The sequence below is a fragment of the Cytobacillus horneckiae genome (assembly GCF_002835735.1).
Taxonomy (GTDB): Bacteria; Bacillota; Bacilli; order Bacillales; family Cytobacillaceae; genus Cytobacillus; species Cytobacillus horneckiae.
Window position 1 is genome coordinate 48,888 of sequence record NZ_PISD01000043.1, and the last position, 20,131, is coordinate 69,018.

The following is a 20,131-nucleotide window of genomic DNA, read 5'->3' on the forward strand; positions in this document are numbered from 1 at the left end:
ATTTGGAGGACAAGTTATGAATTGGAAAAACACGGACACAAATTGTTCACATAGTTCAATATCTTTTATCATAATGTTTTGATAGAATGAGTATGGAAAAAAGAATGAATCTCGGGAGTTGTTGAAATGACAGATTTGAATGTGTTCATCGCCTTAGGTGCGGGGTTTCTAAGCTTCATTTCACCTTGCTGCCTGCCATTATATCCCGCATTTTTATCATACATAACCGGGATGTCAGTCGGAGAGTTAAAAAATGAAAATGCAATGCTGCAAAAGCGCAGTCTTCTCCATACTTTGGCATTTTTGCTTGGGTTTTCACTTATATTTATCGCAATTGGTTTTGGGTCTTCATTTATTGGTGGATTTGTAAGGGAGTATGCTGATTTAATTCGTCAGATAGGTGCAATTTTCATTGTTCTATTTGGTTTGATGATTATTGGAGTTTTTAAACCAGAATTTCTAATGAAAGATAAACGGTTTGAATTTAAAAATCGACCATCAGGATATTTTGGTTCAGTTCTAATTGGGCTTGCTTTTGCTGCTGGTTGGACACCTTGTTCAGGACCTATATTAGCCTCTGTAATTTTATTAGCAGCGACTAATCCGGGTTCGGGCTTGATTTATATGTTAGCTTATATTCTAGGTTTTGCGATTCCTTTTCTTATCCTCTCTTTCTTTATTGGAAAAATGAAATGGATCCGCAAACATAATGTTAAAATTATGAAAATAGGCGGCGTGGTAATGATAGTGATGGGAATTGTTCTATTCTTCGATTGGATGACTGTCATTATTTCCTACTTAACAATGCTGACTGGCGGCTTTACAGGATTTTAATGTGTGAGAAAGCGGGAGAACATCCCGCTTTTTTGATGCAGATAATTAATTTTTCACCCTTTATAAATAGTAGAAAATGCGAAATTTGTCGTTGATTTTAAATTGAATTTTCATGAAAAATTAGATATATTGAAATATGTGTTCTTCTAAAAAGAGAGAGTATTCTTGCAAAATACAATGAACTAAAAATATATGAAACCAAAATAATCGACGGTGCAAGGTTAAGGGGGAGACTTCCGTGGCAAAAATATTAATAGTAGATGATGCAAAGTTTATGAGGTTGACATTAACAAATATATTAAAGAAGGCTAATCATGAAGTCGTTGGGGAAGCTGAAAATGGCAAACAGGCTATTCAATTATTTCGCGAACTTAATCCAGATTTAGTAACGATGGATATAACGATGCCGGAAATGAGCGGTTTGGAAGCGATGAAAATTATTCGTCAAGATACGCCGGCTGCCAAAATAATTATGTGTTCAGCAATGGGACAGCAAAGGATGGTTGTTGAAGCCATCGAAGCAGGGGCGAAGGATTTTATCGTGAAGCCATTTGATGAAGTCCGGGTGATTGATGCGGTTACTAGAGTATTAAATTGAATATCTCTACATAAAACTTACGTTAAACGAAGGTTTAAGTTATAATAATGAATGATACGATGATAGAAATTATTTAAGATAAAGGATGTTTGTTTTATGGACATGGTGTTATGGACATCAATAGGGGCTATCTTCATGGCGGTTTTCGCTATGTTCATCCGGATGAAAGCTGCAAAACAACCTACCTCAGCTAAGAAGATTATTCTACCTCCATTATTTATGAGCACAGGTGCTTTCATGTTTGTATTTCCATATTTTAGAGTCACTCCTTTGGAAATTCTTGAAGCCGTTTTAGTAGGGATGCTTTTTTCAATTTTATTAATAAAAACAACTAAGTTCGAAATAAGAGAAAATGATATTTATTTAAAACGATCAAAAGCTTTTATCTTTATACTAATTGGTTTATTGCTCATTCGGATTATTGCCAAATCAATATTAAGTACATCAATTGATGTCGGCGAATTAGGAGGTATGTTCTGGATTCTCGCTTTTTCAATGATTGTACCATGGAGAATTGCCATGTATTTCAGTTTCCGTAAAATGCAACAGGTGCATTTTGGCGATATGAGTTCAAAACCAACTATTTAATAAGTCTGCCGAGGCAGGCTTATTCTTTTTGTCAAAAACGTCGAAATTAAAGCCCTTCAAAATCGAAGGGCTAAAATAGGTGCTCATATGGTTTCATACTAATGTTCTTTTGTGTCAATTTCTTTCTTAAGAACTTATGATCTTTCTTAGGTGTGGCAATGATATAGCCGCGAATGAGTATATCCTGATCAATTTGCTTCGCTTTCTCACTTAAGGCTAATTCTCCAATTTTCCCGGCTATCTTTTGCTTAGCCACATCTCTGAATAATTCGGGAACCGGGCTGACTAAGTCATCCAATAAGCGCTTTTCCTCATCTCTCCATAAGTGCTTTGTTTCATCAACATAGTATTCTTCCCAGTCCATATCAGACTTTCCATCTTCCTTAGGCATTCTTTTTAAGAATTTGCGGAACATAAAAAAACCACCAATTGACATGAAAACGATTAATACGACGACCCAAAATAAAATAAACCACAAAAACCAGCCTTCTAGCATACCTTTCACCTTCACACTTTAAATTCTGTCTTTATTATAAAACTTCTAGCAACATCAGACAAGAATAGAAGAATATTCTATCATTTAATTCGATTGAAATATTTATTCAATTCGGATTCGGAAATGACCAATCTTTCTGAGAAGTCCTCTGTTCTTAGCACGAACTCTTTAACCCCTATAAATTCCGATTCTGTAATCATATTAAATTTTGTTCCTTTTTTATATTCACCTTTAAAGTTCTTTCGCAATTGATATCTTTTCATAAATTAACCTCAAGTTTGTAGCATATCTAATCGAGTATATCATTTTTTTAGCATGCATTTAGCTTTATTTCCGTATTTTTTACTCTTGCAATGAACAAATTGCAAAGGCTTGTGATGAAAAACAAGAAAAAAGTGACTAAATATGTCCATTCCAACAGTTTAAATAGGAAGATAAGATAAGGTTTTACTTCGTAAGCATAGTAGCTTAGAATGAGAATTTGTCGTTATTTGTCGTAAACTATTTCCCTTTTTTGTAAATTTTTCGTTGCTTATCCTTTTTGTATTTTTTAGAATATACTTATATTTCAGAAAAAATATAAAAAGGGGAGGTAATAGGTTGGATAATTTAGCAAAGGCACATGAAAGCGAGAAGAACAATTACGATTACGAAAAAATTGCGAGCAGTAATGAGTTTAAAGGGCTATTGTCTGCAAAAAAGAAATTTTTAATCCCGACAGTCATCTTTTTTATGGTATTTTACTTTACGCTGCCAATCCTTACGTCATTTACAACAATCCTAAATAAGCCTGCTATTGGGGCGATTACTTGGACTTGGTTGTATGCGTTTGCACAATTCATAATGACATGGACGCTCTGCATGATTTATGTGAGAAAAGCTGCCAGATTCGATCAGTCAGCAGATGATATTATCGAAAATCATAAAGGCCAAGGAGACCAATCATTATGAGCATAATTGGATTATCATTATTTGTATTAATCGTTGCTATGACTTTAGTTGTTACATATTGGGCCGCAAAACGAACAAATACAACCAGTGAATTTTATACAGCTGGCGGAGGGCTGACCGGCTGGCAAAATGGTCTCGCCATTGCAGGTGATTATTTATCAGCAGCTTCGTTTTTAGGGATAGCGGGTGCCATTGCACTATTTGGCTTTGATGGATTTTTCTATTCAATTGGCTATCTTGTTGCATATTTAGTCGTGCTTTATATTGTTGCTGAACCGTTAAGAAATCTAGGGAAATACACGATTGCTGACATGATTAACGCGAGGTTTGAACAAAAGAAGGTACGCGGGGTTGCAGCAATTAGTACAATTACAATCGTTATTTTCTATATGATTGCCCAGTTAGTAGGGGCAGGTGCACTTATTCAGCTATTATTAGGAATTGATTATTGGATTGCTGTTTTACTCGTCGGAATAATGATGACCACTTATGTCTTATTTGGCGGTATGACAGCAACGAGCTGGGTACAGATTATAAAAGCAGTGTTACTGATGCTTGGTACGGTCATTATTTCATTTTTAGTATTGAAAGAATTTAACTTCAATATATTTAAAATGTTTGAGGAAATGAAAACGTTAACACCTCATGGAGAAGCATTTTTAAATCCAGGTGTTAAGTATACAAATGGAATAGATACATTGTCGATGATGGCAGCGCTTGTTCTAGGAACTGCTGGTTTACCTCATATTTTAATGCGATTCTTTACAGTTAAAGATGCTAAGACTGCAAGAAGCTCTGTTGTAACAGCTACTTGGATTGTAGGGATCTTCTACATTTTAACAATTTTCCTAGGTTTCGGAGCTGCGGCATTCGTTGGTTCGCAATCAATTGTTGAAGCAAATGCGGCCGGAAACATGGCTGCGCCGCTATTAGCGCAAGCTTTAGGAGGAGACTTCCTTATGTCCTTCGTTTCAGCCGTAGCATTTGCAACGATTTTAGCAGTAGTTGCTGGGCTGGTATTATCTGGAGCATCCGCTTTTGCCCATGATATTTATGGTCAGATTATTAAAAAAGGCAAAATTTCAGAGAGAGAGCAAATGCTGGCTGCTAGATATGCATCCATCGGTGTATCTGCCCTTTCAATTATATTGGCATTGTTCGCGCAAACACTCAATGTAGCGTTCTTAGTTTCTTTAGCATTTTGTGTTGCTGCCAGCGCCAATTTGCCGGTAATTATTTACACTATCTATTGGAAGAAGTTTAATACAGCAGGAGCGATATCAGGAATGGTTACAGGATTAGTTACTGCTCTAGTGCTTGTTGCGATTAGCCCAAGTGTGTTAAACCCAGTGGAAGGAGCAGCTATTCTTGTAGGCGACCCAATCTTCCCGCTAACTAACCCGGCGATCGTCTCTATACCTGCTGGCTTCCTAGCAGCATACATTGGCGCGGTTGTATCGAATAAACGCGATGAGAAGAAATTTGCAGAAGTTGCTGTTAAAGCGAATACCGGAATAAAATAAGAAAGTTTAAAAAGCTGCTGACTACTGATGGTAGACAGCAGCTTTATTACATTTTATATTGGTAAATTATTCATAAAAATTGTTAGAAAATTAAATATTTTATTTATCTGTCGGAAATGATGAATTATACTTGTGAATATAAAAATGTCATTAGGCAGGTGATGAAATGCATACGTTCGATTGGTTAAAGAATGAACATTTGCCGAATCTTCTTCTTGATTTAGATGCGCTTGATAACAACTGCAGCGAAATAGCAAAAAAGGCAAATGGCAAAAAGATAAGAGTGGCAACAAAGTCGATTCGTTCTGTGAAGGTTTTAGAGCGAATACTCTCATCAGATCCAATTTATCAAGGGGTCATGTGCTTTACTGCGGATGAAGCAATCTTTCTTGCTGAGAAAGGTTTTAAAGATATCTTGATAGGCTATCCATCCTGGGATGAGGATTCTTTGGCACAAATATCAAAATTAAGCGATGACTTAAAAGTGATTACAGTAATGGTTGATTGCCTTCAACACGTTGAATTTTTAGCACAGATTGCTGTTAAAACATCAGGCACCTTTAATTTATGTATTGATGTAGATATGAGTTCGACTTTTGCAGGATTTCATTTTGGTGTGCGCAGATCGCCATTAAAGACAGCGGATGAAGTACTGAAAGTCGTTGAACGAATTAATCAGTACGGCAATCTAAAATTCAAAGGTATGATGGGCTATGAAGCTCAAATTGCTGGAGTCGGCGATGATGCGCCATCAAAATATATAAAGAATAAGCTTGTATCAATAATGAAGCAGAAGTCAATTAGCGAAGTGGAAAATAGAAGAACGACGATTATCTCGGCTTTAAAAAAACACGGCTTTCCTCCTGAATTAGTAAATGGTGGCGGGACTGGAAGTATCACTACTACTGTGATAGAAAATGAGATTACTGAAGTGACTGTCGGTTCAGGGTTTTATGCCCCATTATTATTTGATTATTATCGTGATATGCAGTATGAACCTGCTTTATTTTTTGCATTGCCAATTGTTCGCAAGCCAGGAGATCATATTTATACTTGTCTTGGCGGAGGATATGTAGCCTCTGGTGCGGTTGATAAAGATAAACTCCCTATGCCTATCTTCCCAAAAGGGGCTAAGCTTTTGCCAATGGAAGGTGCAGGTGAAGTGCAAACACCCATCTATTACGATTTGGATGAATTGAAAATAGGCGACGCTATTATTTTTAGAGCGGCAAAGGCGGGAGAAGTGTGTGAAAGGTTTACTGATATATTATGTTTCACAGAGAATCAAATAGTTGATTGCTATAAAACCTATCGTGGAGATGGAGTGTGTTTTCTATGAGAATTCAATTTGGGAAAACATGGCGGAATTGGGCTGCGACGAGTGAAAGTAAGCCAGCTCAAATAATGTATCCAGAAACCATTAATGAAGTCCAAGAAATAGTAAGGGAAGCGAAGCTGAATAATAATAAAATTAGAGTTGTTGGAGCGGGACATTCATTTACACATTTGGCAAATACAAACGATTGCCTCATATCTTTAGATCGTCTGAGTGGGTTAGAGGCGATTGATGATGAAAACGGAACAGCAACAGTCTTTGCCGGTACGAGGTTATATGAAATCGCCGCGTATTTAGGCAATCAAGGCTATGCACAAGAAAATCTTGGAGACATCAATGTTCAGAGTATTGCTGGAGCTATATCTACAGGCACGCACGGAACAGGAAGGCAATTTGGGAATATTTCTACACAGGTGATAGAACTGCAGCTCGTCACAGCAAACGGTGAAATACTAACCTTATCAGAAAAGGAGTCACCACAATTATTTAAGGCAAGCTTAGTATCACTAGGAACGTTCGGAATAATTGTGAAAGTATCATTGAAGATAATTAAAAGTCCAATCTACTTATATAGAAGCGATAAGCTTCAGTTTCAAGAATTAGAACATCAATTAGAATCGCTTATGAAAAAAAATCGCCATTTTGAATTTTTCTTATTCCCATATTCTGATACAGTGCAAGTGAAGACGATGAATGCTGTTTCGGGAAAATCGCAAAACTTATCATGGCATAAACTAAAAACGTTGGTCATGGAAAATTATTTATTTTTTCTAATATCAGAAATATGCAGACTGTATCCAAAAAGCAGCAGCTTTTTTAGCAAAATTTCCGCAAAAGCGATTGGTAAAGAAAAGATACAGGCAAAAAGCCATCAGCTGTTTGCAACGCCTAGGAAGGTTCGCTTTTGTGAAATGGAATATTGCATCCCTATAGAGCAATTCATGCCGGCATTATTAGAGATTCGCCGAGCAATGGATGGGAAACATTTTAATGTCCATTTTCCAATTGAGTGCAGGACCGTAAAAAGCGATGATATATGGCTAAGCCCGTCTTATAAAAGAGAATCTGCCTATATCGCCTTTCACATGTATAAGGGCATGGACTATGAACCTTTTTTTGTAGAAATGGAAGAAATAATGAAGAAGTATAATGGAAGACCACATTGGGGGAAAATGCATACTAGAACTTATGAAGAATTAAAAGAAATATATCCGAAATTAAATGATTTTTTAGCATACAGAAAACAGCTAGACCCGGATGGGTTATTTGTAAATCAATATTTGAAAAACATGTTAAACATCCAAGAAGATAAGGCTATGGAAAGAACGAGCTGAACATGACTAGCTTTAAATGTATTAAGTGCGATTTCTAATGACACTTCTCCCATATCTTATTTATTTCTATGGTAAAATAGATGTATATTAATCTCTTGCTCAGGGAGGATCATTTTGTCTATCGAATTAATGAGAGAAGCAGAAGAATTTATTAAAAACGGCTACAGCGAGTTAGGAAAATCAGAACAGGAAACTGCTAATAGAATAGCAGTTGTTTTGAAGATGATATCAGAAAAAGGGTATTACACCCATACAAATGAAGAAATAGACTATGGGGCAAAAGTTGCGTGGCGCAATAGCAACCGTTGTATTGGCCGCTTTTTTTGGCAAACATTAAATATTATTGATAAAAGAAACATTCAGTCAGTGGAGGAAATGGCGGCTGCACTATTCGAGCATATAGAATTTGCGACAAACGGGGGTAAAATTCGTCCAACTATTACAGTTTTCCCTCAATCCCGGTCAAATTCTGCCTTTAGAATATGGAATCATCAGCTGATCAGATATGCTGGATATGAAACAGAAGAAGGCGTAATTGGTGATACGTCTTCGATTCAATTTACTAAAGAATGTATAAAACTAGGCTGGGAGCCAAAATACGGAAATTTCGACATTCTTCCGCTAGTGATTCAATATAATCAGGAAGAACCAAAGGTATTTGACATCCCGCAACAATTAATTGCCGAAGTTCACCTTGAACATCCTGAATATGAATGGTTTAAAGAGTTAGCGCTTAAATGGTATGCAGTGCCGTTGATATCAGATATGAAAATGGAAATTGGCGGAATAACTTATCCTGCAGCCCCTTTTAACGGCTGGTATATGGGCACGGAAATAGGGGCAAGAAATTTGGCGGATGAGGAAAGATATGATCAACTACCAATAATAGCCGAGATGATGGGCTTAAATGTAAAAAGTCATGCCTCACTTTGGAAGGATCGAGCGTTAGTTGAATTAAATACTGCTGTTTTATATTCGTTTAAGAATCAAGGTGTCAGCATAGTCGATCATCATACTGCTGCACAGCAGTTTAAACAATTTGAATTAAAGGAAAAGGATAAAGGAAGAGAAGTAACTGGTGACTGGACATGGCTTATTCCATCGATGTCTCCAGCTGCGACACATATTTTTCATCAACCATATAAAAACAAAATCAAAAAACCAAATTATTTTTATCAGAAAAAACCGTATTAATAAACATATATTATAGAAGGTTCTGAAAAACCCCGCACTTTTTCCATTAAAAGTGCGGGGTTTACTATTCACCGAGCTTTTCAAAATATTTCATCACAAGTGTTTGAAAAATATCAAGGTCGTTTTTATCGAGCTGATTCTCTTTACTTTTTAAAGTGAAAAGAGCACTTTCAATTAAAAACTTTCTTGGTCTTTTTGTATGAAGTACTTCATCCTGAATAAACTCAATCAGTTTTTGCAATGAATCATGCTCTTCAGTAGGGTGGATCGAATCAATCAAGTTTGTACAAACTTCCATTAGTTCATTTCTAAGAATCTCATCCTGATGCCCATATGTTTGCAGCCAATTGTCGATTAATGACGGTGAAAAAAGCTGATCGTCAGCATTCGACACTTCCTCAGTCATTTTAATCATCCTGGCAATACTATAGTTCACTGCTTTCGAAACACTTGATGAAGATTCGTGGAGCATGGAATAATATTTAACTGTTTGATGAAGGATACCAATAAACATTATGGAAATATCCAGTAGATAGGGCTGCTTTTCTTCACCAAAGAGATCAATAAATCGTTTATAAAACCACTGTATTTGTCTAATTTGCCCTTCGCGGATAAATTGTTTGATTTCAGGATCATCTGAAAAGAGAACTTCTTCGAATAAAGCGGCTAACTTATTTTTTCGATTCATCATCATCTGATGTTCAAGTTGAATTGTAAAAGCTTCAATGCTGGCTGGACTCTTTCCTAAAAGCAGTTCATCCCGTTCTTGTTCCATTTTATTATATGTAGTTTTAAAAATCGCGATTAATAACTCGTTTTTTGACGAAAAATAATTATAAAAGGTCCCTTTGGAAATACCTGTATAATCTAAAATATCTTGGATTGAAGTGGCTTGAAAACCTTTTTCAATAAATAATTCATGTGCAAGGCTTAATACATTAAGCTTTCTATCATTCATATAATCACCTTTAAATCATTAGGATTGTACTGCTAGTTAAATTTAATATTACCATATTCCAATTTAGAATAAAAATTAGTTAGAAACTCGAAATGTTTTTATTGCATTAGGCGGATAATTGGTATAAGATAAATTTTACGTGAAATAAGAGTATAAATAAATATACTCAAGGTATATAGGGGGAAAAAGAATGGAAGCAGCACAAAAAAATCCCGTTAAACCGCCCTATGGTTTAATAGCGGTACTAATGATCGGGGCATTTATTGCTTTTTTGAATAATACATTGCTTAACATTGCATTGCCTTCAATTATGACGGATTTAAATGTCGATACAGCGACAGTGCAATGGTTAACTACAGGATTTATGCTGGTGAACGGAATTTTAATTCCTGCAACAGCTTTTTTAATTAGGAAGTATTCGGTACGTACTTTATTTTTAGCTGCGATGGTTTTATTTACGACCGGTACATTTATTGCAGGCTTTGCTGATGTCTTTTCTATTCTATTGATTGGCAGAATGATGCAGGCGTCTGGTTCAGCTATACTGATGCCATTGCTTATGAATGTCATGCTTATAAGCTTTCCGGTAGAAAAACGTGGAGCTGCAATGGGTATCTTTGGATTGATTTTGATGGCAGCGCCTGCTATTGGGCCAACATTATCTGGATGGATTGTTGAACATTATGATTGGAGAATGCTATTCCACTTTATTTCACCAATCGCGGTGCTTGTTTTACTTCTTGGCTTCTTTTGGCTTAAAGATAAAAAGGAAAAACAAAATATTAAATTGGATATTGTTTCTTTAATTTTCTCCAGTATCGGTTTTGGAGGCGTGCTGTATGGTTTTAGCTCGGCGGGAAGTAAAGGATGGGACAGTCCTTATGTATATTTAACAATTATCATCGGAGTCATTTCGCTATTCATTTTCATTATTAGACAAAAGCGTCAAACGGAGCCGATGCTCAACTTTGGCGTATTCCAATTCCCGATGTTTGCTTTAGCAAGTATCATAACAATGGTGCTCAATATGGCGATGTTTTCTGGCATGCTGCTTATTCCAATTTACGTGCAAACCATTCGAGGAATATCACCAATGGATGCTGGATTAATGATGTTACCTGGTGCATTAGTAATGGCGTTTATGTCTCCAATAACAGGTAAATTATTTGATAAATATGGCGGACGTGTGTTAGCCATTATCGGTTTAATCATTACCGTTTCGACTACTTACTTCTTTAGCAAACTTGCTATGGATACTACCTATACTCACCTAGTTATCTTAAATACAGTCAGAATGCTTGGAATGTCAATGGTAATGATGCCTGTTTCAACGAATGGGTTAAATCAGTTGCCACCGCGTTTTTATCCGCATGGAACTGCGATGAACAACACTCTGAATCAGGTTTCGGGTGCGATTGGTACAGCATTGCTGGTTACGATTATGACGAACAGAACCACATCCACTGGTGAGGAGCTTGCTAAAGAAGCGATGATCAATAATGGCGGAGCAGAGCTAAGCGAAGCAGCAATGGCTCAGATTGGTATGGAGGCTACGCTTCAAGGGATTAATTTCTCCTTCTTTATCTCAACATTTATTGCGGCCATTGCTCTCATACTTGCCTTCTTTATTAAACGTGCAGCTCCTGCAGAGGATCCAATCGAAGTTTCAAAGAAAGAAGAAGTTAATAAAAGTAAATTAGTAGGAAATGAATAGTTGAAGAGAATTAGCGACTTTCTAGCAGAAAGTCGCTTTTTATATATACAGTTTTATGTTGAATAATCTCCACTAACATGGAATAATAAGTAGATAATATTGATAGAATTAGTCAGAATTACATAAAAGTATTTCATGGGGGAAAAATAATGAAAAAAATATACATTATTCATGAAAATAATGAATGGACAGATCACTTAACAAAACGACTTGATCAATTACAATTGCCATATGAATCATGGCATCTCGACCAAGGGATCATCGACTTAACAACTCAACCGCCAGAAGGTGTTTTTTATAACCGCATGAGCGCTTCTTCACACACAAGAAACCAAACGAGTCCTCCGATTGAATATATTCTTGAATCAATGTAATCCCATCAATTGACTCTTCAAACTCTTCACTCAGTATATAAGCTTTTAATGAGTCAACAGATTGAAAGAGTTGAACACCCAACCCTTTGCCGGCGCGATTATGCTTGGTGATAAACGGAACTGTACCTAAACGCTCAGCAGCTTGAATAATTTGATCTGTCCCGACCGCTCCAATCGTTTTCGGTGTGCGTATTCCATTTTTCGTCAGCGCTGTATACTGATTGATTTTACTTAATTCCAAGCTTAACGCTTTACTGCCGTTAAATACTTATAACTCGTGCAGAATTTGTCGGAGGAAAATTTATATATGCAGTTAAAGTCGATACATCTAATGGCTTTGAATTATGCCCTGCCGATTCTTGTCAAATCGGCGATGCATTTTGCCCGGTTGGTGAAGAAGCAATTGAAAAGCCAAAATTTGAGATTATTGATAGTGTAGATAAAAGTTTAATTGCAAAATACGAATTGTTTTTGGCTGATCAGCAAATTGATGTCGCAGGAATTGAATTCATTGCAAATGCTAATGGCGAGGCATTCACATATGATGTCAATACAAATACAAATTATAATGCAGATGCTGAGGCTAAAGCAGACATTTATGGAATGATGAAACTAGCACAATTTTTAGGGCAGGAATTAAACGAGTCATGAAAATCGGACAGGTTGAATACGATTGATTAAATAGGCGAAGCTGCTCATTGGGGGCAGCTTTTTACGATGTGTTTTTAAAGTATCAGTATCCAAGGGCTGGTTTCTTATTTTGAATCAAATCGCTTGACATTTTTCTAAAAAAGAGTATAGTTATGACCCGTGACCACTTCATTTTATGTTCTCGCATTATTCATAGATTGTTCACATTTAGGATTTAAAATAAGCAATACAGGGTATGATAAAGGGGGAAAATCCGGTAGAATGGAAAGAAAAGGATTTTCATTACCTTTTCCTTATAGAATTTTTTTAAAAGCATGTTATAATAATGTGCTAGAAGGTAGGTGCAATAATGAACAATTTTATAAAGAAAGGTCAAAATATATTGTTAGATAAATATATTGGCTTTTTCTTCGTGGCTGTATTCTTCCTTTGGATGAAAACGTATATAACACAATTGACACAATTTAATTTAGGAATTGAAAGTCCAATCCAGCAATTTTTATTATTTTTAAATCCATTGGGATCTGCATTGATTTTCTTAGGATTTGCCTTCTTTTTTAAGGGCAGAAAAAAGTACATCTCGCTTATGGTCATTTATTTTTTAATGTCATTTTTACTTTATGCTAATGTTGTCTATTATCGTTCATTTACGGACTTCATTACATTGCCGACATTAACGATGACACAAAACTTTGCAGATGTAAGTAAAAGTGTAACATCTTTGCTGAGACCTTATGACCTCCTGTTCTTTATCGACTTCATCATTCTCATTGGCCTATTGGCATTTAAATTTGTGAAAATCGAAATGAAGGACTTTGGACGCAGAAAGATCGTTGCGGTATTTTCTTTAGGATTAGCAATTTCATGTGCAAACTTAGGACTGGCTGAGGCTGATCGTCCGCAATTGTTGACTAGAGGATTTGACCGGAACTACATTGTGAAATATTTAGGTATGTACAATTATACGATGTATGATGCTGTTCAAAGTACGAAGGCATCAGCACAGAGAGTTATGGCCGATAGTAATGATACAACTGAAGTCATTAACTTTACACAATCTAATTATGCAGAACCAAATCCAGAAACATTTGGAATTGGCAAAGACATGAACGTAATCTATCTACACCTTGAATCAATTCAAACATTCCTAATGAATTATGAGTTACATGGCGAAGAAGTAACGCCATTTCTTAATTCTCTAATTGAGGAAGAGAATACAACTTATTTCGATAACTTTTTCCATCAAACTGCACAAGGTAAAACAGCTGATGCTGAATTTATGTTAGAGAATTCCTTATACGGATTACCGCAAGGATCCGCTTTCACGATGAAAGGCATGAACACGTATCAAGCTGCGCCGGCTATTCTAGAAAATCACGGCTATACTTCTGCTGTATTCCATGGAAACTCAGGAACATTCTGGAATCGGAATGAAATTTATAAAGCTTTTGGATATGATCGTTTCTATGATTCTAATTATTACAATATGGATCCGTCTAATTTAACAGATTATGGTTTAATGGATAAGCCATTTTTTGAACAGTCACAAGCTTACTTGGATGAATTGCCACAGCCATTTTATTCTAAGTTTATTACTGTGACTCATCACTATCCATATCCAATCAGTGAAGAGGATGCATCAATTGAACCGCATACTACTGGTGATAAATCGGTAGACACCTATTTCCAAACAGCGCGATATGCAGATGAGGCATTAGAAGAATTCTTTAATTATCTTAAAGAATCAGGTCTATATGATAATTCGATCATTGTAATGTATGGTGATCACTACGGCATCTCGAGCAACCATAATCGTGCAATGTCAGAAGTGCTTGATAAGGAAATTACTGAATTTGAAGATACAGGCTTACAAAGGGTACCATTGTTTATTCGCGTGCCAGGAATGGAAGGCGGAATTAATCATGAGTACACAGGACAAATTGATTTAAAACCGACGCTGCTTCACTTGCTTGGTATTGATGCAAAGGATTATATCCATTTCGGTACAGATATTTTCTCTGAGCAACATGATGATTTAATTCCTTTCCGCAATGGTGATTTCGTAAGTTCAACGATTACTTCTATTAGTGGGAAATATTATGATTCAAAAACAGGTGAGTTAATAGAAGATGAAGAACGTATTGCTGAAGGTGAAAAGCTCAATGAGATTGTTGAGCAGAAGCTTGCGTATTCAGATAAAGTAGTCAATGGTGATTTATTGCGTTTCTATACACCAGAAAACTTTACACCAGCTGACCGTTCAGATTATGATTATTCACAGTTTGAAAACCATAATGAACAAGACATAAGTAAAGATATAACGAATGAGAAAAAATGAGGATGAGCATTCATCCTCTTTTTTTTTGCTCAATACGAATATATAAATCTATCTTAAAAAATATTGTATTTTTCTGAAAAATGGGTTAATATATTTTTATAAGCCAATGACAGCAATGACCTTGCTGCGTTTATCGGCTTAATATTAAAGAATTTTATAGTTTAAATATTGACTGAGTTCACTTGATTTTCCATTGCCGGAAAACGAGCCTTTGAATAGAAGTCAGTGAGACATACTATTGCGATTACGCAACAAGTCTGTTTTGCTGGCTTCTTTTTATTTTTATCGCGCATTAACGGCCAGTAAGATCCCAACTTCAAGTCATTAGATAGAATGATAAAGGATAGGCGGAGATGAACGGACCGTTAAAGCATGATTATCAAAATTCAGACTAAATACGCCACGTCCTGTGGCAACGTCTGAATGCTGCATTCTGCGGGCTCCAATAGCCATCAGGTACGGGATGAATGAACACCCCAATTGGAAGTTCCACATTATTAGAAAGGAGTGGGTATATGTCTCGCGCGTTAGAAGGTGTGAGGATAATTGATGCTTCAAGGGTTTTAGCCGGCCCTTTTTGCACGATGATATTAGGTGATTTGGGAGCAGAAGTAATAAAAATCGAGCACCATCAATCAGGAGATGAAACAAGAGGTTGGGGACCGCCATTTGTAAATGGTGAGAGCGCTTATTATCTTTGTGCCAACCGAAATAAAAAAAGCATGACTTTAAATTTAAAATCCGAAGAAGGCAAGGAAATCTTTAAAGCGTTGGCAAAGGATAGTGATGTCGTTGTACAAAATTTTAAGACAGGTACGCTAGAAAAGATGGGATTGGGTTATGAGGAGTTAAGAAGGATAAATGAAGGCATTATTGTTGCTTCTATAACCGGATTTGGTAACAACGGCCCCTACAAGGATTTACCAGGCTACGATTATATTATCCAGGCAATGAGCGGGTTGATGAGTATTACGGGCGAAAAAGAAGGCGGGCCAATGAAGGTTGGAGTTGCAATTGCTGATGTGCTCACTGCTCTATATACATGCATTGGAATATTAAGCGCGATTCATCAACGTCATGCAACCGGTGAAGGTCAAGAGCTGGACATTTCATTAATGGATTGCCAAATAGCTTCATTAATAAATGTGGCCAGCAACTATTTAGTCGGCGGGATAGAGCCATCACGCTTAGGTAATGAGCATCCGAATATTGCCCCATATCAAGTTTTTTCTGCCTCGGATGGAGACCTTGTTGTGGCTGTTGGCAACGATCAGCAGTTTAAGCGGTTTGCACAAGTGGCTGGTATGCCAGAGCTGGCAGAAGATAGCCGTTTTAAAGAGAATCGATTGCGTGTAGAACATAGAGCAGAACTGATTCCAATTTGTGAATCGCTCTTAAAGCAGCGTTCAAAAAACGAATGGAAAAAGATTTTGGATGATGCTGGGATACCGAATGGTCCTATTAATAGCATTTCAGAAATGTTTAATGACCCGCATGTTGAAGCACGAGAAATGATTATGAAGGTGGATCATCCCTTAATAGAAGGATTACAGCTAGCTGGTTCACCTATTAAATTATCTAAATCACCAGTTAAAGTTAGACAATCGCCTCCTTTATATGGTGAGCATACTGGCGAAATCTTAAAAGAGGTTGGGTATTCAGAGGAAGATATAAAAAATTTAAAAATAAATCAAGTGATATAGGAGGAATTAAGATGATGAATTTCGAATTAACAGAAGAACAGCAAAGTGTAAAAAAAATGGTGAGAAAGTTTGTAGATAAGGAAATTATTCCGAATATTCAGGAGTGGGACCGCCAGCAGCACTTTGAACCAAATATACTGAAAAGGCTTGCAGAATTACAACTAATGGGCGTTTGTATACCTGAGGAATATGGTGGAGCAGGTATGGATTACAATACGTTAGCGATTGTTTGTGAAGAGCTCGAACGCGGCGATACCGCTTACCGCACTGCTGTTTCGGTTCATACGGGTTTGAATAGCATGACTATTTTTCAATGGGGAAATGAAGAGCAAAAACAGAAATATCTAGTCCCTCAGGCAAAAGGTGATAAGGTCGGAGCATTTGGCTTAACAGAACCAAATGCAGGCTCTGATGTTGCTGCAATGAATTCAACGGCAGTAAGAGACGGGGATCATTATGTATTGAATGGTTCAAAAACTTGGATTTCTTTATGTGATGTGGCAGATCACTTCCTCATTTTTGCAAAAACTGATCACGATGTACCACATAAGGGAATTACGGCGTTTATTGTTGAAAGAACTTTTGCAGGAGTAGAAACAAAAGCGATTAAAGGAAAGCTTGGGATTAGAGCAGGCAATACAGGTGAAGTGTTTTTAACTGATGTAAAGGTTCCAGTTGCAAATAGACTTGGCGAAGAAGGTGAAGGGTTTAAAATTGCGATGTCAGCACTTGATAATGGTCGATTTACAGTTGCTGCAGGTGCAGTTGGGCTGATTGGAGCGAGCCTTGAAGCAAGCTTAAAATATTGTCATGAACGTAAAACATTTGGCAAAGAAATTGGCAAGCATCAATTAGTTCAACAAATGATTGCAAAAATGAGTGCAAATTTAGAAATTTCCCGTCTCCTAGTATTTAAGGCAGGTACATTAAAAAATGCGGGCAAAAGAAATACAAAAGAGACTTCATTAGCTAAATGGATCGCCTGTGATGCAGCATTTGATGCTGCCAATGATGCAGTGCAAATTCATGGTGCATATGGCTATTCTGATGAATACCCGGTTGAGCGCTTCCTGCGAAATTCTAAAGCGCCGGTTATATATGAAGGTACAAGAGAAATTCATACAGTTATGCAAGGTGAATATGCGCTTGGCTATAGAGAAGATAAACAGCTTAGAAATCAATTGCATGCGTGGCCTTATGAAGGGGCGACAGTGACGAACAGCTGATAAGAAGGAGAAGGAAAAGATGAACACATACTTTATTGCAGGACATGCGAAATTACCGCAAGGAATGGCAGCGAGAAGCCTGTATGATTCCATAACGATCACATTAGAGCTCGATTTTAAATACGGTGTGATCGTAGATGCTTCATGTACGCTTGCTACAGATCATGGAAAAGAATATATACGGCAGCTTTTAAGAGGGTATTCTTTAAATGATGGTATCGAGGATATTATCGGGAAAATAAAGCAGCACTACCGCGGCAAAGCAGGTCAAGCCATCCAGGCAGCTATAAAGGACGTGTACATCCAATTCGAATCCGTCAATCAACAACCTTAACCAAAAAAGGATCTATCTCAACAGCAGATAGATCCCATTCTTTTTTTATCTTAATTATGTTTAAAATATTTATATTTGATCATGAATTCATAATTCAATTCAATTGGTACCTGTCACCTACACAATATGACATTATGTGTCAAAATTCGACAAATGTGAATAGTATATTCATTTAGGTAGTTATTTTTATTAAAAAGAAGGTTTTGAATATGGGGAATTTACTTGATGGGTTGTTTATTGGGCAGATGGCTCAATTGGATCGGACATTTACTGATGAGGATGTTTTTGAATGTCAGAGGCTTACGAATGATTTCAGTCCGGTTTATCAATATGAGGAAAACGTTTGGCGATTGAATTTCAAGCAGCCAATTGTACCGGGCATTTTAGCTGAGGGGCTTATTAATCAGGTTGTAAGTGAAAAACTTCCTGGATGTCCATGTGTGCTTCTGCAAAAGGAAATGATTTTTTATCATCCTGTTTATACAAATGACCGAATTACGGCAGTGCTTGAAGTCATTGATATTAATGAAGAGCGCAATTGGGTGACCCAAAAAGTCACCTGTTTTAATCAGGATCATAATGAAGTAATTAAAGGTCAAATAGTGGTGCTTGTTTTAACAAATAAGTAATGAGATGATGGGTGAATATCATGGAAAATATGATTAGACTCAGTGAAATAACTATTGAGAACGCATTCATGATCGTGAATGAAAAGGATGAAATTGTAACAATCAGCCCTTTATTTAGAAAGCAGTTCTCAAAATACTTAACACATAACAGGACACTCCAATTAACAGAGGTAATGGGCAGGCCGCTCAGCAAGAAGAGGTTTTTCTTTTCACATATCTTTGGCATCCCATGCTTAATTAAATTAGACAGGATAAAACAATTTCGAGTGTTTATTATTCTTATCAAGAATAACGATTTACAAGCAAGCGAAATTTCCTCTTTTATTAGCAATCAAATGAAGGAGAAGCAATCGGCAAAACCTCACTCTTTCTCCTTTTCTCATATTATTGGCATAAGTCCTACACTTAAAAAGATGAAGGAGCTTGCAGCCAGAATTGCTACCAGTTCATCTACAGTGTTGATTACAGGAGAAAGCGGTACAGGCAAAGAACTATTTGCTCAAGCGATACATAATTTAAGCGCAAGAAAAACGGAACCATTCGTTGCTGTCAATTGTGCAGCGATTCCGGAAGAGCTGTTTGAATCAGAAGTATTTGGCTATGAGGAAGGAGCATTTAGCGGGGCAAAAAAAGAAGGAAAACCAGGGAAAATAGAACTTGCTCAAAATGGTACGCTATTTCTTGACGAAATTTCAGAATTGCCAATGCAAGCACAAGGAAAGTTATTAAGAGTCCTGCAAGAACGTGAAATTGAACGGCTTGGAGGTATTGGCAAGAAATATGTGGATATTAGGATTGTCGCCGCCACAAATAAAGACTTAAAATCATTGGTGAATGAAGGACGTTTTAGAGAGGATTTATTTTATAGACTATATGTTTTTGATTTAAAGATTCCATCACTTAGAGAAAGAAAAGATGATATTCTCCCGCTTACATTTCATTTTATCGAACATTATAATGACTCGCTCTCAAGAAATGTAAAACATATTGATGACAAATTAAAAAGCTGGCTGTTAGATTATAATTGGCCTGGGAACGTAAGAGAGCTTAAAGCAGCGATCGAGAGAGGGGTTACATTATCAGATGGACCAATCCTTAGCTATGATTTGGTTCATATCACACAAACACCAAGTGCTGTTATTGAAGATGCGCCTGGCATCCATTCGCAATCAACATTAGAAGAAGCGGTCCAGCAGGCAGAAAAAACTGCGATACAGCTAGCGTTAAATCGTGCAGATGGCGATCGCACTGAAGCTGCGGCCCAGTTAAATATTCACCTCGCTAGCCTCTATAGAAAAATGGCTAAATATAAGATTAAGTAGATTACGCTAAAAAAGCAGGGAAGAGAAA

Annotated in this window: 18 protein-coding genes and 2 pseudogenes; 16 read left to right on the forward strand and 4 right to left on the reverse strand. The window is 36.8% G+C overall.

The window, feature by feature from the left end:
• The first annotated feature begins 126 nt into the window (after positions 1-126).
• The 3 genes from CWS20_RS18920 to CWS20_RS18930 all read left to right on the forward strand — a co-directional run bounded on the left by CWS20_RS18920 (position 127) and on the right by CWS20_RS18930 (position 2,020).
• Positions 127-834, forward strand: coding sequence for a cytochrome c biogenesis CcdA family protein (locus CWS20_RS18920; RefSeq protein ID WP_066197493.1), 708 nt, complete (start codon positions 127-129; stop codon positions 832-834).
• Positions 835-1,072: 238 nt separating this feature from the next.
• The gene (locus CWS20_RS18925) at positions 1,073-1,432 is read left to right on the forward strand and encodes a response regulator (RefSeq protein WP_066197496.1); all 360 of its coding nucleotides are present in this window, start codon (positions 1,073-1,075) and stop codon (positions 1,430-1,432) included.
• A 96-nt stretch (positions 1,433-1,528) separates the two neighbouring features.
• Positions 1,529-2,020: a CcdC family protein gene (locus tag CWS20_RS18930; protein ID WP_066197499.1), complete on the forward strand. Its 492-nt coding sequence runs from the start codon at positions 1,529-1,531 to the stop codon at positions 2,018-2,020.
• Between the two features lie 70 nt (positions 2,021-2,090).
• On the opposite strand, the gene CWS20_RS18935 is transcribed toward CWS20_RS18930, so the two are convergent.
• Positions 2,091-2,516, reverse strand: a complete 426-nt coding sequence (locus tag CWS20_RS18935; RefSeq protein ID WP_066197502.1) for a DUF2621 domain-containing protein — start codon at positions 2,514-2,516, stop codon at positions 2,091-2,093.
• 80 nt (positions 2,517-2,596) lie between these two features.
• Entirely contained in the window at positions 2,597-2,779 is a 183-nt protein-coding gene (locus CWS20_RS18940; protein WP_066197506.1) for a hypothetical protein, read from the reverse strand.
• Positions 2,780-3,116: 337 nt separating this feature from the next.
• Here CWS20_RS18940 and CWS20_RS18945 point away from each other — a divergent pair, with 337 nt between their 5' ends.
• The 5 genes from CWS20_RS18945 (at position 3,117) to CWS20_RS18965 (ending at position 8,854) form a co-directional block, all read left to right on the forward strand.
• Entirely contained in the window at positions 3,117-3,467 is a 351-nt protein-coding gene (locus CWS20_RS18945) for a DUF485 domain-containing protein (RefSeq protein WP_066197508.1), read from the forward strand.
• Positions 3,464-4,990 carry a solute symporter family protein gene (locus tag CWS20_RS18950; protein ID WP_066197511.1) on the forward strand — a complete coding sequence of 509 codons (1,527 nt, stop codon included), beginning with the start codon at positions 3,464-3,466 and terminating at the stop codon, positions 4,988-4,990. Before CWS20_RS18945 ends, CWS20_RS18950 begins: the two co-directional genes overlap by 4 nt.
• Positions 4,991-5,156: 166 nt before the next feature.
• Positions 5,157-6,329, forward strand: coding sequence for an alanine racemase (locus CWS20_RS18955; RefSeq protein WP_066197513.1), 1,173 nt, complete (start codon positions 5,157-5,159; stop codon positions 6,327-6,329).
• Positions 6,326-7,660: a D-arabinono-1,4-lactone oxidase gene (locus CWS20_RS18960; RefSeq protein ID WP_066197516.1), complete on the forward strand. Its 1,335-nt coding sequence runs from the start codon at positions 6,326-6,328 to the stop codon at positions 7,658-7,660. Before CWS20_RS18955 ends, CWS20_RS18960 begins: the two co-directional genes overlap by 4 nt.
• 114 nt (positions 7,661-7,774) lie before the next feature.
• Positions 7,775-8,854, forward strand: a complete 1,080-nt coding sequence (locus CWS20_RS18965; RefSeq protein ID WP_101226363.1) for a nitric oxide synthase oxygenase — start codon at positions 7,775-7,777, stop codon at positions 8,852-8,854.
• Between the two features lie 64 nt (positions 8,855-8,918).
• Here CWS20_RS18965 and CWS20_RS18970 read toward each other — a convergent pair whose 3' ends face one another.
• On the reverse strand, positions 8,919-9,812 hold the full coding sequence (locus CWS20_RS18970) for a TetR/AcrR family transcriptional regulator (RefSeq protein WP_066197518.1): 894 nt from the start codon (positions 9,810-9,812) through the stop codon (positions 8,919-8,921).
• Positions 9,813-10,002: 190 nt separating this feature from the next.
• Between CWS20_RS18970 and CWS20_RS18975 the strand changes: the two genes are divergently transcribed.
• Positions 10,003-11,526 (forward strand): DHA2 family efflux MFS transporter permease subunit, encoded by a 1,524-nt coding sequence (locus tag CWS20_RS18975; protein WP_066197522.1) that lies wholly within the window; start codon positions 10,003-10,005, stop codon positions 11,524-11,526.
• Positions 11,527-11,847: 321 nt separating this feature from the next.
• Here the strand turns inward: CWS20_RS18975 and CWS20_RS18985 are convergent.
• A pseudogene (locus CWS20_RS18985) lies at positions 11,848-12,168 on the reverse strand (ATP-grasp domain-containing protein); the annotation flags it as partial.
• Here CWS20_RS18985 and CWS20_RS18990 point away from each other — a divergent pair.
• The 7 genes and pseudogenes from CWS20_RS18990 to CWS20_RS19020 form a co-directional block, all read left to right on the forward strand.
• Positions 12,168-12,551 (forward strand): annotated as a pseudogene (locus CWS20_RS18990) (alpha-L-glutamate ligase); the annotation flags it as partial. The pseudogenes CWS20_RS18985 and CWS20_RS18990 overlap by 1 nt on opposite strands.
• Before the next feature lie 349 nt (positions 12,552-12,900).
• Positions 12,901-14,889 (forward strand): lipoteichoic acid synthase, encoded by a 1,989-nt coding sequence (gene ltaS / locus CWS20_RS18995; RefSeq protein WP_066197527.1) that lies wholly within the window; start codon positions 12,901-12,903, stop codon positions 14,887-14,889.
• Between the two features lie 515 nt (positions 14,890-15,404).
• Entirely contained in the window at positions 15,405-16,592 is a 1,188-nt protein-coding gene (locus tag CWS20_RS19000) for a CaiB/BaiF CoA transferase family protein (protein WP_066197530.1), read from the forward strand.
• 14 nt (positions 16,593-16,606) lie between these two features.
• Positions 16,607-17,818 (forward strand): acyl-CoA dehydrogenase family protein, encoded by a 1,212-nt coding sequence (locus CWS20_RS19005; RefSeq protein WP_066201583.1) that lies wholly within the window; start codon positions 16,607-16,609, stop codon positions 17,816-17,818.
• A gap of 19 nt (positions 17,819-17,837) precedes the next feature.
• The gene (locus tag CWS20_RS19010; protein ID WP_066197533.1) at positions 17,838-18,152 is read left to right on the forward strand and encodes a DUF3870 domain-containing protein; all 315 of its coding nucleotides are present in this window, start codon (positions 17,838-17,840) and stop codon (positions 18,150-18,152) included.
• Positions 18,153-18,361: 209 nt separating this feature from the next.
• On the forward strand, positions 18,362-18,781 hold the full coding sequence (locus CWS20_RS19015) for a hotdog family protein (protein WP_066197537.1): 420 nt from the start codon (positions 18,362-18,364) through the stop codon (positions 18,779-18,781).
• Positions 18,782-18,801: 20 nt separating this feature from the next.
• Positions 18,802-20,103 carry a sigma-54 interaction domain-containing protein gene (locus CWS20_RS19020; protein WP_066197539.1) on the forward strand — a complete coding sequence of 434 codons (1,302 nt, stop codon included), beginning with the start codon at positions 18,802-18,804 and terminating at the stop codon, positions 20,101-20,103.
• Positions 20,104-20,131 lie beyond the last annotated feature (28 nt).

What these genes read in the sequence shown, in the direction of transcription:
- CWS20_RS18920 (WP_066197493.1), top strand. Translation starts at nt 127, where the DNA reads ATGACAGATTTGAATGTGTTCATCGCCTTAGGTGCGGGGTTTCTAAGC.
- CWS20_RS18930 (WP_066197499.1), top strand. Translation starts at nt 1,529, where the DNA reads ATGGACATGGTGTTATGGACATCAATAGGGGCTATCTTCATGGCGGTT.
- CWS20_RS18935 (WP_066197502.1), bottom strand. Translation starts at nt 2,516, where the DNA reads ATGCTAGAAGGCTGGTTTTTGTGGTTTATTTTATTTTGGGTCGTCGTA.
- CWS20_RS18940 (WP_066197506.1), bottom strand. Translation starts at nt 2,779, where the DNA reads ATGAAAAGATATCAATTGCGAAAGAACTTTAAAGGTGAATATAAAAAA.
- CWS20_RS18950 (WP_066197511.1), top strand. Translation starts at nt 3,464, where the DNA reads ATGAGCATAATTGGATTATCATTATTTGTATTAATCGTTGCTATGACT.
- CWS20_RS18955 (WP_066197513.1), top strand. Translation starts at nt 5,157, where the DNA reads ATGCATACGTTCGATTGGTTAAAGAATGAACATTTGCCGAATCTTCTT.
- CWS20_RS18960 (WP_066197516.1), top strand. Translation starts at nt 6,326, where the DNA reads ATGAGAATTCAATTTGGGAAAACATGGCGGAATTGGGCTGCGACGAGT.
- CWS20_RS18970 (WP_066197518.1), bottom strand. Translation starts at nt 9,812, where the DNA reads ATGAATGATAGAAAGCTTAATGTATTAAGCCTTGCACATGAATTATTT.
- CWS20_RS18975 (WP_066197522.1), top strand. Translation starts at nt 10,003, where the DNA reads ATGGAAGCAGCACAAAAAAATCCCGTTAAACCGCCCTATGGTTTAATA.
- ltaS (WP_066197527.1), top strand. Translation starts at nt 12,901, where the DNA reads ATGAACAATTTTATAAAGAAAGGTCAAAATATATTGTTAGATAAATAT.
- CWS20_RS19000 (WP_066197530.1), top strand. Translation starts at nt 15,405, where the DNA reads ATGTCTCGCGCGTTAGAAGGTGTGAGGATAATTGATGCTTCAAGGGTT.
- CWS20_RS19005 (WP_066201583.1), top strand. Translation starts at nt 16,607, where the DNA reads ATGAATTTCGAATTAACAGAAGAACAGCAAAGTGTAAAAAAAATGGTG.
- CWS20_RS19010 (WP_066197533.1), top strand. Translation starts at nt 17,838, where the DNA reads ATGAACACATACTTTATTGCAGGACATGCGAAATTACCGCAAGGAATG.
- CWS20_RS19015 (WP_066197537.1), top strand. Translation starts at nt 18,362, where the DNA reads ATGGGGAATTTACTTGATGGGTTGTTTATTGGGCAGATGGCTCAATTG.
- CWS20_RS19020 (WP_066197539.1), top strand. Translation starts at nt 18,802, where the DNA reads ATGGAAAATATGATTAGACTCAGTGAAATAACTATTGAGAACGCATTC.